Source organism: Zhongshania borealis, assembly GCF_039539625.1.
Lineage (GTDB): Bacteria > Pseudomonadota > Gammaproteobacteria > Pseudomonadales > Spongiibacteraceae > Spongiibacter > Spongiibacter borealis.
Genome location: NZ_BAABDM010000010.1, coordinates 1 through 11,950 on the forward strand (window position 1 = coordinate 1; position 11,950 = coordinate 11,950).

The following is an 11,950-nucleotide window of genomic DNA, read 5'->3' on the forward strand; positions in this document are numbered from 1 at the left end:
CTGGCGACCATAGAGACATGGTACCACCTGATCCCATCCCGAACTCAGAAGTGAAACGTGTCATCGCCGATGGTAGTTTGGGGTTTCCCCATGCGAGAGTAGGTCATCGCCAGGCTTCTAAATAAAATAAAACCCCAGTAGAGAAATCTACTGGGGTTTTGTTTTATTTAGGAAGCGGTTAGCGTCTCTCACTAAATACCGGGCCCATGCGACAAACTCTGTTCTGAAAGAACGAGTTTGGTGTGACGCAGCGCAGCGGAGGCATCCCGAAGGGATTACGTACCCAAAGCACTCGCTTCGCTCATGGGGCAGGCTCAGCACTGCTCGCAACACAAAGTAGGTCATCAGCACACACCGCACTCAATCAAGAATCGCAGGCCGCGCTAAGCTTTTTAAAGGCCGCAGTACCCCCAACAGCCCTACGCTAGACGGGAGATGGAAGAGATAGGATCGACACCAAGTCTCCGGTTCCTAGCCTCACGCAATATCGACAAAAAAGCCCCAGCAGGAAGACCTGCTGGGGCTTTTTAGTTTTAGCGTTTTCCTACTCTCGGTAAGCTCGTATTCGCTCTACAAATACTGCGCTTTCAAAACAAAATCCCCTGGCGTCCAGTCCAATACACCAAAAGTGGTGAACTCTTCTTGCTGAGAGTTATAGAACTGCCACATTGAGCAAAGGGTGTTGTTCGCGTCGAGCATTACGTCGCGGCTCCAGAACTTCATGGCTTCGCCATAAAAGTGTTGGATACCGAAGAGGTAGCGACCGTAGGCAATAGCGTTACCAAAAACGTCCGGGCCGTGGTACTGGTGGTGGTTTTCGTAACGGCTACGCTCGTAGGAAAACTGACGGTTAATAACGCCTTCAATGGTGACGTCCATACGCGCACGTAGCAGCGTAATGGGAGTGTATTTAATAGTTACCTGGTTTACGCCGACTTTTTCCTGCTGGACATTGTATACGTCCATGTTGCCGGTCCAGGTGCCAGACTGCTTCTGTGGGAGCAGGAATGGCTTTTTGCCGATTTTTTTCTCGTTCTCGAGAAATTCAGCAACCGTTCTTTGCGTTTCAGGGTTGGTGTCGTGGTCGTGAGTGCGCACGTATAGGCCGTTAAAGACGGCAACTAAGGTGTCGGCCTCGAATAGCTGTGATGAGTAAACCTGTACACCACGTTCTTCTATTACATGGTTAATGGTGCGCAGGTCAGTGTTCCAGCCGGGTGAGAAATATTTTGAATCGACTAGTGGGCCAAAAGGGCGACCAGAGCCGATTAAGTCTGGGCCGGTATAAATACGGTTTTGGTCGGAGTCGAGTACACCAAAACCAAATTCGCCGCATTCGAAACGGTTGGCTAACTGGCCGACCGCATCAAAGTCGGTTTTCATCCAGTACGTGGTCTTGCCGTCTTCAAAAACGCTGGAACGAGTGACTTTGTTGACGCCAACGTGGGTGCCATCGGGCGCATAGACCGCTGGGAAGCCGTGCCAATCACCGGTAATACTTTTCTGCCATTCACTGGGTTGCTTGTCGCTCATGTCTCGTCCTCAAAGTAATTATTTGCAGTGATGTTCTGCAATAAGTTGATTGTTATCGATTGTCTTAGAAAAAGTGTTCATCTCTGCGCTGTCGCCAAGCAGCTGACCTTTAATAAAGCTGATGATCAGTGTTGCCATGCAGGAGCGAATATCGTCATCTGAGCCTTCATGCTCCCAGTCGAGAAATTGCCGTCCAGTAGTGCTGTCTGTCGGGTGGGTAAAGGAAAAGTGATTGGCGCCACGAATTTTCACAAAGTGGGTATCACCCTGTTCCCGGTCAATTGATTCGCTAAAGGTACGCTCTATACGGTCGGTACTGACACTGGCTTTATCGTCGCCATAGCGAAAACTGCTGGCGGCTATAACGCCGTCGCGGCTGCCTGCCATGAGTAAATAGGGTAGGTCTGGGCAGATATTCAGCATACTGTCGTTGGCAAAACCAAGCTGGGTCGATGCGGCAGCGTGGGCGGCATACGTGAAGCAGCCTTTTAACCACGGGAACCAGGCTGGGTTATTATTTAATAGTGCGGCACTGCCGCCTGCGGAGTGGCCACCAATGATAATAGCGCTTAAATCCAAGCGGTTTTGCAGTACGCCGCCACTATTGATTCTTTCAAGTGCAGAATAAAGCGCGGGTAATGCGCTGGCGGTCGGCGCGCTGCCAAAAGTGCTTGGTGTGAGATTTTTAAGTTCAATGCCGGGGCTGAGGCAGATAAAGCCGGGCATATCTTCTTTTATCCAACTATATAACACCGTCACAATGCCGCTTCCGGCGAGTTCTTTGGCCAGCCATGCGTAGCTTTCTACCGGCACATTGGTGCCGGGCATAAAAATCGCAACTGGCCACGGCGCCGAATCTGCACGGGCGGGCACTACACCCATATTGATCTGTTCCATTGAGTCATCAAGACTGGCTGGGTAGTAGATCTTTAGGTGAATGGTGTCGTAGGGTGCCAGGGCCTCTCCGACCTTAGCGGCGTCGTAAAAGGCGCGTACAGTCATGGTTATACCGGCCTTGGCAGTTGGCGGTTTTCACCCCAAAGACTGGAGACCAGTCTGTCTGCTAATTCTTTACCGAACAAATTTTCTACCACGATATTGGCTGGGTCGCCTTGGGTAATGGTTTTGCGAATTTGCAGGTCACGGGCGGCCAATAGTTTGGCTTCTGACGGTGGAATGGGCTTTGCTTGGTCTACCCAGTCTAACCAACGGTCGAGCTGCTCATGGGAGACTTTACGCAGGTCCTCGATATTCTCGTCGGTGACGTCGGCGCTATAAACTAGGCTGCAGGGAGACTGCGCTACTCGGGTATACATGTGACGGCTAATGAAGTGGTGGAAATTCTCATTGCGTTCCATGGCAACATAGGCGTCATTGCTATCTCCCCCTAAATACTTTTCAGCGTATTCCGGGTTTGTCCACAGGTCTTTGCGAGGCATGTAGTCTTGGTAAAAAAATAAGTCTGGTGTGGTACCTAGCGCGTAGCCAAAGTGGGGCACATCGATATTGCCAGCCAAATTGATCGTCAGGTGCATATTGGTAAAGCTGGCTTTAGGGTTGCCGGTCCAAGAAAAAATTAGCCAATCGACCTTGGGGCCAACCCAAGCGCTGAGGTAACCGGCTGCGCCATCTTTGCCGGAATAAGGCATGAGGCCTTCGCAAGACGGGTCTAGGGTAAGTTCAAGGCGATCACGAACCTTTTCAAAAAGCTCAGTATTAAGTGCCCATAGTTTGTCGAAGGTCTCCTGACGGTCAATGCCAGCGTTTTCGGCAACCAACTCGTCGATCGATTTTGTAACATGCGCCATCTTTTTGTTCCTCAACACCGTATCTATTTTGCTGTAGCTTGCGTGCTTACTTTAATCAAATGATATAAAGATATGCGTTTAGTTCAAATGAGTTTACAAAATGTTATCGCCAGTGGCAAGTAGCTTTCGCTGAGGAGGGGGATATTGTCCGAACGCAGCGTGTTTTAGTGAATCGCGTACCGATCATATCTGTGTTTAGCTGGGCTATGCTGGCTTTAAAAGTACTATTTAAAAGCGCCTGTAAATAGCATCTTGGCATATTAATTATAATGTTATACCATTAGGTCAAATTTATGGTTATTCTCTCCTTTCAAGCCATTTAGCTTGTCAGGCTATTATAGGGTAGCAATATTTACTTACGCTCCAATGGGAGGACGTTCGGTGCTGATAAATCTTTGGTATGTAGCTGAGTGGTCAGACACGGTTAAAGACAAGCCGGTAAAGGTGAAATTGCTGGGTCAGAACTTTGTTCTGTTTAGAGACCAGCAAGGCAAGGTGAGCTGCCTCAGCGACGTTTGTCTGCATCGCGGTGGGTCTTTGTCCAGTGGTCGCACAATTCGCGATTGCGTTGCTTGTCCCTATCACGGCTGGCAATTTAATGGCGACGGCAAGGTAGAGTTTATTCCGTCTGAAGGTCGTGACTTTAAAATACCCGACCGCGCCCGCGTAGACGCCTACCCAACTGAAGAGCGCTACGGCATGATTTGGGTCTTTTTGGGGGACGCGCCGGAGGACGAGCGGATACCGATTCCAGAATTCCCAGAATATAGTGATACTGCCAATTGGCGAGCCCTGCACGATAAGTGGGACTGGAAAGCTGAAGCGGCGCGGGTTGTCGAAAATGGCATTGATATCGCTCACGCTTCTTTTGTGCATCCCATGTTTGGTGAAGCGGAAACCGCGCAAGAGAACCATATCAAAAATGTCGAGCTTCACGATTTTTGGGGGCGCTCTTGGAATGAGCAATACCCACCTGAGCTAACCGGTGGATTTTTAAACTGGCGTAAACTGATTCGCCGCGACCGCCAACCCACAGAGACTATTCCTACTTGGTATATGGCGGGCATGGTGGTGCGTATTCAGATTAATTTGAATCCACGGATGTCGCTAATTATGTTCGACGCTAATACCCCCATCGACGAACACAATACCCGCACCTTTGCGGTACAGCTGCGTAGCTTCGTTAAACATCCATTGTTTGATGCAGGTTCACGTAAGCGTCTGCACAAAATCTTCAGCGAAGACCAAGTTATTCTTGAGCAGTCTTCGCCGAATTATTTGCCAGAAACCTTGGCAAATGAGCTGTCGGTTAAAGATGACCGTTTTATGAGTTCCTTCCGGCGTGCTCGCCGATCTTTAATTGAAGAGAATGGTTGGCTAATAGACAGTGCTGTAGTCAAGGCCCATGACGGACGCAAGTCGTTTGCAATACCAAGTCCCTTCCGTCGTGAGCGTGCGGATTTACGCTGGGTAATGGATCCTGTTCCTCTTGTGCCGCCGCTAACGTCAGCAGTTAAAATTGTCGATCAAGCGGAGCTTAGCTAGCAATGAAAACCCTGGTAATTACCGGAAGTACCCGGGGCATTGGTCGTGGCCTAGCCGAGAATTTTTTGAAGCTCGGTTGCCAGGTAGTCATTAGTGGGCGCCAGCAATCGGCGGTCGATCAGACCGTTGGGGAACTTAGCGCCCTAGGCTCTGTTAGTGGCTTGGCCTGCGATATTACAAGTAGCGACGCGCTGCAGGCTTTGTGGAATCACGCCGAGGAGAACCACGGTAGCGTCGATATTTGGATAAATAATGCAGGCATGAGCATTAAGAAACAAAGTCTCGAACTGCAATCGGTGGAAGATATTCAGAATATCGTCGCCACCAATCTCACTGGTGTGCTTCTGGCGTGCCGCGTGGCGATGATCGGCATGAAAAAACAGGGTCACGGCCAAATCTGGAATATGGAAGGTTTTGGTAGTAATGGCGCGGTGCAGCCGGGTATGGCCAGTTATGGCGCGACCAAACGTGCGGTTAATTACTTGAACAAAGCCCTACGGAAAGATGTGGCTGGCAGCGGCGTGCAGATCTGCACGCTTAGCCCTGGAATTGTTGTAACCGACTTGCTCGTCGGTGATTACGACACCACCACGCCTGAATGGCAAAAATCCAAGCGCATATTCAATATTCTCGGCGACACCGTTGACACCGTTACACCTTGGTTGGCAAAAAATGTGTTGGCCAGCGAGAAGGATGGCAGCACCGTTGCGTGGCTGACCAATGGCAAAGCGTTTTATCGTTTTTTAACAGCGGGCTTTAACAAGCGCGACTTGTTTACTGATCACGGAGTGTGACATGAATAATTACCAGCTTGCCTCGCGAGCGCGTATTGGGGTGTTAATACCCTCAACGAATACCGGCGTTGAATACGATCTTCAAAAATTCGGTCTCGATGGGATTACATGGCATCCTTCGCGATTTTTGATTCGTCTCAAAGACTGGGCTGCAGAAGGCGAGCGTAGTGGTGACGACGCGAATACCGTATTTGAGCGTTTCTTGGAATTAATGCGCGAAGACATGGGCCCAGCCATTGATAATATTATGACCGCGCAAATCACTCATTTGATGCTCGGTATGTCAGCTGAAACGTTCTGGGGCGGCATTGAGGGCAACATCGAATTTGAAAATGCCATTCAATCTCAGATTGGCGATTTAGGTATGACCACCGGTGCGGCGGCAACACGTATGGCGCTAGAAGGTTTTGGCGCCAAGAAAATTTCAGTGATCACGCCTTACCCGCCAATAGGTGATGACAATGTACGCCAATATTTTGATGAAATCGGCTTTGAAGTTAAGCATGTGGTGGGCTTGAACTGTACTTCCGCTACGGCGATTGCCGAGGTGACTATTCCGGAAGTGATTGCTGCTGTTAAAAAGGCTGATGGCGACGATGTCGACGCGATTATTCAGTGCGGTACCAATCTGTCGACCTTGGACTTGTTCCCAACTCTCGAGCACTGGTTGGAAAAACCAATGATTCCGATAAATGTGGCCACTATTTGGCATGCGCTGCGCGCCAGTGGTATTCACGATAAGATCACCGGAAAAGGTCGTCTGCTCGAAGAGTTTTAAAACCTCTTTTTAAAGTTTGCCCTGTCAGTGCGGCTTACGCCGAATACAGTCTCTGTATTCGGCTTTTTTATACTTGGCAGTTGAGCTAGGTGCTTGGCCAGAGCTGGCTTAAATATAAGGCCGCCAATATCTCGCGCCACGAACCGTTTGCTCAAATAAACCCAATCTATAGCTTATGTGCTCAACCCCGACATCAATTAAAATTTACAACGTATAATATACGATGTAATATTTATTGATGCCAAGAAAACCACTTACAGAAATTGATATCGAAAATTTCCGCACGTCCTATTGCCAGCAAGCATATGCGCTCTATCAGCAAGAGGACTACGGTGCGGTAACGATGCGCGGAATAGCTAAAGCAATGGGCTGTAGCCCGATGATGGCTTACCGTTACTTTGACAACAAAGAAGCTGTATTTGCCCTGCTGCGCGCAACCCTGTTCCACCGTCTGGCCGATGCACTGGAAGCTGTTCCGTCCACTTTGCCGCCTCTTGCGCACCTTACGGCATTGGGCGTGGCCTACGCCAGATTTGCGCACGATGAGCCCCATGCCTACCGGCTACTCTATGTGATTCACGTTCATCAGGCGCAGGACTTCCCTGAGACAGCACTTGCGCAGAAACGCACCCGCAAAATTTTATTCGATGCAACGCGCAGGGCCATCGACTCCGGCGATATTGAGGGCGACCCGACGTTGATAGCCCATTCCATTTGGGCTTGGGTACATGGCCTGGTGTCTCTCGAGCTGGCGAATCAGCTTACTCAGGGCGCTGGATTCGATGAGTTATTTCCAGTGATGCTGGAGAATATTTTGAAAATACACAATCCGAGAAATTTAATATGAATCGATTTGCAGGAAAGACCGCCGTTATCAGCGGTGGAGCGGAAGGGATTGGCTTTGCCATTGCGACAGCCCTAGGCGAAGAAGGGATGAACATCGTATTGGCCGACATTGACCCCAACAGTCTTGCGCAAGCGAGTGAAGCGTTGGAACGCTCAGGTGTTGCGGTATTAGCCGTCGCGCTAGATGTAGTCTCTGAGGCCCAATGGCAGGTGGTGGCTGAACATGCGCTCGCTCGATTCGGGAAAGTTCATATGGTCGTTAACAATGCAGGTATAGGCGGCGAGACTGGGAGCATTGAGCAGCAAGACGCGAAAGTGTGGCAATGGGCCCTTGATGTAAACCTTATGGGGGTCGTTTACGGCGCCAAAACGATGGTGCCGCTAATTAAAGAGCATGGGGAGGGTGGTTGGATTGTAAACGTCTCCTCCATGGCTGGTATGGGTGGTGTACCTTACAGTGGCGCTTATAGCGCAACAAAAATGGCGGTAGTCGCGTTATCAGAAAGTTGGGCTGGCGAACTTGAAAAGGAAGGTATAGCCGTATCAGTACTATGCCCCGCCTTTGTTCAAACTCGAATACACGAGTCACATCGAAACCGTCAGGACATCTATCGCTCGAAAAGCACGCGCCATGGCGAAGCAAGTCGAGCCGTAAACAATATGAGCAAGGCCGTGGAAAATGGCATCGACCCTGCCATTGTGGGGAAGCGAGTGGTAGAGGCCCTCAATGCTGGTGAGTTATACATTTTCACTCATCCTAATTATCGCCCCATGCTTCAATATCGAGCAAAAAAAATCGATGAAGCATTCGAAAGAGCAGCGCAAAGTCCGTTGTTGCAACACATCGTCAACCAAAAAATAGACATGTTATGACAGGCTAACTGTGACCGAAAAAGGGGAGTCTAATACCTGAGGTTGCGTTGCTTGAATACATACAATAATAGCTGCCAGAGTTGTAACGGCTGAATAAAAAGGCCGAGCGTATCGGAGCTGTACTTTAATCGCGGTGGGTCACTGCGCTGATGAAATACACAAATGGCGGGGCTCCCCGCGGTAGCGGGTCACTTTCAGGCTTTCTGTCTCTCGGGGGCTATACTGTTTATACGATTCCGGCAATCACGGGTGGGCCGCACGTCTTCCGATATCAGATCCGATACGGACGAACCCTGAAGACCGATAACTGGAACAATTTTTTATGAATTTGTTGTGTTTTTTCTGGTGGGCTACATATGTCAGTTCTCCTTACTTAAAAAGCGCAAGCAATCGACCACTGCCTAAAAGGGCATTCATCATTAAGGGCCTTTAGAACTATGAAAAAAAATCGTGAATTGGACATCGTTGTATACGGCGCAACCGGATACACAGGAAAGCTGGTCGCTGCATATCTTTACGCTCAATATGGCGTTGGGGGGGAGGTGTCATGGGCAATGGCCGGTCGCAGCCTAGAAAAACTAGAAGCTGTGCGCAACGACTTGGGCATATCTACTGGTTTACCTTTGCTCGTAGCTGATGCGAGTGACTCGATGTCAGTTGTGGCTATGGTAGAGCGCACTTCAGTTGTACTCACCACGGTAGGGCCCTATCAGCTTTACGGTTCTGATCTGGTTGCCGCCTGTGTTAAAGCTGGCACGGACTACGTCGATTTATGCGGCGAGCCTAACTGGATGAACGAAATGATTGAGGCACACAACGACGCTGCAAAGAAGAGCGGTGCGAGAATTGTTTTTTCCTGCGGCTTCGACTCAATTCCATTTGATCTAGGCGTGTTCTTTTTACAAGAAAAGGCACGAGCGCAGTTCGGTGAGGCACTTCCCCGAATCAGAGGCAGAGTCCGTGGCATGAAAGGTGTGTGGTCAGGCGGTACTTTAGCCAGCTTCAAAGCAACGATGGCGGCAGCTGCAGCAAACCCAGAGCTGGTAGCCGTTCTCACAAATCCGTTTGCGCTAACACCTGGTTTTACCGGCGCAGAGCAGCCAAGCGGAATGAAGCCTATGTATGACGAGGTCCTAGAGAGCTGGGTCGCACCCTTCGTGATGGCGACTATCAATACCAAAAATATTCACCGCTCTAATTATCTGCAAAATCATAGTTACGGCGAAGATTTCGTCTACGATGAAATGTTGCTAACAGGTCCTGGTGAAGCTGGTGAAGCAATTGCTAAAGCGGTGGCCGCAGATACATCGATGGCCACGGACCAAACCCAGCCAGGCGAGGGGCCGACAAAAGAGCAGCGAGAAACAGGCTATTACGACATATTATTTGATGGCGAGACTAAGGATGGAGAAACATTGCGTGCAGCCGTAAAAGGCGACATGGATCCTGGATATGGCTCAACCTCTAAAATGATAGCGGAAGCCGCAGTATGCCTCGTTATGAATCCAGCACCTGATGCGGGTGGTGTGATGACACCCGCATCGGCTTTGGGTAATCACCTCATTGAGCGATTGCAAAGTAATGCCGGGCTAACTTTTCAGCTAGAGGTGAAATGATCCCGAGTTGAATCTGCTAGCCCAATAGGGCTGACGTTAAGTTGAGAAGGTGAGGCGTCACTCCACAATGCGAGCGTTGTGGGGCGACGCGAGTACGCTTAGTTTTACCGCCTTGTTAAGCGACAGGCACAACCTTTTTGCGAACTATTATTGCCCAGATCGTCACCACTAAGGCGAGTAGGCCAAACAGTACAAAAGGCCCCGACTCACGCCAGTGGTCGAATAAGTAACCGCCAAATTTAGCTGCGACCAAAATCCCGACTGCGCCAGATAGGTTGAAAAAGCCGATAACTGCGCCGCGAATTTCGGCAGGTGTTTGTTGGGCTATTAATACGGCGCTCGTAATAATAACGCCGACTTCACCTAGGCCGATAAAAATGGCGCAGATAATCATTTTAGTGCTGAAAGGATCGTCTATGAAAAAGGTGCCGCCATAGCCGATAAACGACACGAGTAAGCTAATAATCAAGGCGTCGACGCGGGCCAGACGATCAGAGAGAATACCAAATAGTGGCGCGCCAATTAAGGTGACACCCTGGGCGATCCCGACAATCATACCGCCACGTGCGAGCGCATCGGCGCGGCTAAGCCCAAGCTCAGATGTTCCGTAATTCGCTAGCCATAAAGTAAAAAAAGTCCCTACGATGGCAAGATTGCCCCGCGACACAAACGCGGCGGCATATGAGAGGGCAACGCCGTGGTCACGCGCGGCGCGGAAGCCTTTTTTGGTAATCTCCAAAAATGAATCGCTGCTGCTTTGCTGGGTAGAGGGATCGTGCTTTTTTAAACTGAGCCACATCCACGCTGCAAACAGTAGGCTGACGCCGGCAATAATAAAGTAGGTGACCATCCCTGCTGCGTGCGGATCCATACCCCGTGCTTGAAAAATAGCGGGGAGTCGTAAGATTAAAAACACTGTGGTCATGGCGCCCAATCCATTGGCTAGGCCGAGAAATCCGGTGGCCTTGCCGCGACTGCGATCATTGACGTAGTCGGCCATAATTGTAATTGTCATGCAGCTGAATGCAGCGACACCAATACCAAAAATAATACGAAAGAAGATCAGCTGCGGATAGCTTTGTGCAAACGGAAACCCTGCAACGCCAATAGCCATGATGACAAAGCTCACAGCCATGACATGGCGCCGCCCTATTTTGTCTGACATTGTGCCCCAGAATCCTGCCGCAATAATAATGGCTATCTCCCCCCAGAAGGCGATATTGCCGCTCATGACCCCCTGTTCGTTTTCAGGTATGTGCAAGAACTCACTTAAAAGATAGGGTTGCATCTGCGGCATAAAGGTGGAAAGCAAGATGCCGGCAAAGCAGGCGCCATAAAATCCAATGAGGTTTGACGGCAGCACCGAATTGGTGAGTTGCACGCCCAGAAATGATCTCGATGCGCTATTTTGTGGCGATGTCATGGTCAGCTGTCTCCGGTGAACTTGCTTTGATTGCTGAGTAAAGGGTGTATGCCGCATAAGCAAAAGCGCCTTGGCTAGCAGTATTGATCAGTTCTTCTATCCATTGCAGAGCTTCTGACTGGTCTGGCAGTCTGGCTAAACCGGCCATGGTAAATACGGCAAGAATATTGCAAAAAAACATAACACTTGCACTAAGCCGCTTTGCGTTCCAAGACTTGATTATAAGTTGGAGGGCTAGAGCGACGTTGCCTAAGGTGGTAAGCGCTAGTAAATAGAAGGTTCCGTAGCGCTTTTCGGGCCATGAGACGGTAATGGCGAGTGCAGCGATAACAAGGAGGCCGGGCACTATCAATGTTATATGCCTTGCCGTTTGACCTTTGTTGTTACTCGCGCCCCAAATCGTTGCGGCAAGAATTAGCATGCCTGGGGCGAGACAGAAAAACAGGGCGCTGTTCATCCAGCTAATATCTATTTGAAACGTGGCAACTATGAGCTTCCAGCTTGCTTTTGAAATGCCGCCGCAGAGAATGAGTATCGCACCGAGGCGCGCGAGTTGCTGCCAGCGTGCGCCCCATAATGTGGCGGTTATGGATACAAAATACAGGCCAATGCCGGATAAAACGATTGGCACAAAATCGAAAACAGCGAGGCCAATACTGTACTGGTACATAAAATCTCCTTTTCGATATTTGATAGCTTGACTTAAAACGCTTAAAGATATTACATTATATCAA

Annotated in this window: 11 protein-coding genes and 1 rRNA gene; 7 read left to right on the forward strand and 5 right to left on the reverse strand. The window is 49.7% G+C overall.

Features of this window, described 5'->3' with window-relative positions:
• Window positions 1–115, forward strand: a 5S ribosomal RNA gene (gene rrf / locus ABD836_RS16940).
• A gap of 455 nt (window positions 116–570) precedes the next feature.
• On the opposite strand, the gene ABD836_RS16945 is transcribed toward rrf, so the two are convergent.
• The 3 genes from ABD836_RS16945 to ABD836_RS16955 are packed head-to-tail and all read right to left on the reverse strand — an operon-like array spanning window position 571 to window position 3,341.
• Window positions 571–1,533, reverse strand: coding sequence for a hypothetical protein (locus ABD836_RS16945; protein WP_344938264.1), 963 nt, complete (start codon window positions 1,531–1,533; stop codon window positions 571–573).
• A gap of 18 nt (window positions 1,534–1,551) precedes the next feature.
• Window positions 1,552–2,535 carry an alpha/beta hydrolase family protein gene (locus ABD836_RS16950; protein ID WP_344938266.1) on the reverse strand — a complete coding sequence of 328 codons (984 nt, stop codon included), beginning with the start codon at window positions 2,533–2,535 and terminating at the stop codon, window positions 1,552–1,554.
• Between the two features lie 2 nt (window positions 2,536–2,537).
• The gene (locus tag ABD836_RS16955; protein ID WP_344938268.1) at window positions 2,538–3,341 is read right to left on the reverse strand and encodes a hypothetical protein; all 804 of its coding nucleotides are present in this window, start codon (window positions 3,339–3,341) and stop codon (window positions 2,538–2,540) included.
• A gap of 381 nt (window positions 3,342–3,722) precedes the next feature.
• Here ABD836_RS16955 and ABD836_RS16960 point away from each other — a divergent pair, with 381 nt between their 5' ends.
• The 6 genes from ABD836_RS16960 (at window position 3,723) to ABD836_RS16985 (ending at window position 9,793) form a co-directional block, all read left to right on the forward strand.
• The gene (locus ABD836_RS16960; protein ID WP_344938270.1) at window positions 3,723–4,886 is read left to right on the forward strand and encodes an aromatic ring-hydroxylating dioxygenase subunit alpha; all 1,164 of its coding nucleotides are present in this window, start codon (window positions 3,723–3,725) and stop codon (window positions 4,884–4,886) included.
• Window positions 4,887–4,888: 2 nt separating this feature from the next.
• On the forward strand, window positions 4,889–5,680 hold the full coding sequence (locus ABD836_RS16965) for an SDR family NAD(P)-dependent oxidoreductase (protein WP_344938272.1): 792 nt from the start codon (window positions 4,889–4,891) through the stop codon (window positions 5,678–5,680).
• A 1-nt stretch (window position 5,681) separates the two neighbouring features.
• On the forward strand, window positions 5,682–6,458 hold the full coding sequence (locus ABD836_RS16970; RefSeq protein ID WP_344938274.1) for a maleate cis-trans isomerase family protein: 777 nt from the start codon (window positions 5,682–5,684) through the stop codon (window positions 6,456–6,458).
• A gap of 238 nt (window positions 6,459–6,696) precedes the next feature.
• Window positions 6,697–7,305 carry a TetR/AcrR family transcriptional regulator gene (locus ABD836_RS16975; RefSeq protein ID WP_344938276.1) on the forward strand — a complete coding sequence of 203 codons (609 nt, stop codon included), beginning with the start codon at window positions 6,697–6,699 and terminating at the stop codon, window positions 7,303–7,305.
• Window positions 7,302–8,177 carry an SDR family NAD(P)-dependent oxidoreductase gene (locus ABD836_RS16980; protein WP_344938278.1) on the forward strand — a complete coding sequence of 292 codons (876 nt, stop codon included), beginning with the start codon at window positions 7,302–7,304 and terminating at the stop codon, window positions 8,175–8,177. The genes ABD836_RS16975 and ABD836_RS16980 overlap by 4 nt, the downstream gene beginning before the upstream one ends.
• Before the next feature lie 437 nt (window positions 8,178–8,614).
• The gene (locus ABD836_RS16985) at window positions 8,615–9,793 is read left to right on the forward strand and encodes a saccharopine dehydrogenase family protein (RefSeq protein ID WP_344938280.1); all 1,179 of its coding nucleotides are present in this window, start codon (window positions 8,615–8,617) and stop codon (window positions 9,791–9,793) included.
• Between the two features lie 115 nt (window positions 9,794–9,908).
• On the opposite strand, the gene ABD836_RS16990 is transcribed toward ABD836_RS16985, so the two are convergent.
• Window positions 9,909–11,216: an MFS transporter gene (locus tag ABD836_RS16990; RefSeq protein WP_344938282.1), complete on the reverse strand. Its 1,308-nt coding sequence runs from the start codon at window positions 11,214–11,216 to the stop codon at window positions 9,909–9,911.
• Window positions 11,197–11,886 (reverse strand): hypothetical protein, encoded by a 690-nt coding sequence (locus ABD836_RS16995; RefSeq protein WP_344938283.1) that lies wholly within the window; start codon window positions 11,884–11,886, stop codon window positions 11,197–11,199. The genes ABD836_RS16990 and ABD836_RS16995 overlap by 20 nt, the downstream gene beginning before the upstream one ends.
• Window positions 11,887–11,950 lie beyond the last annotated feature (64 nt).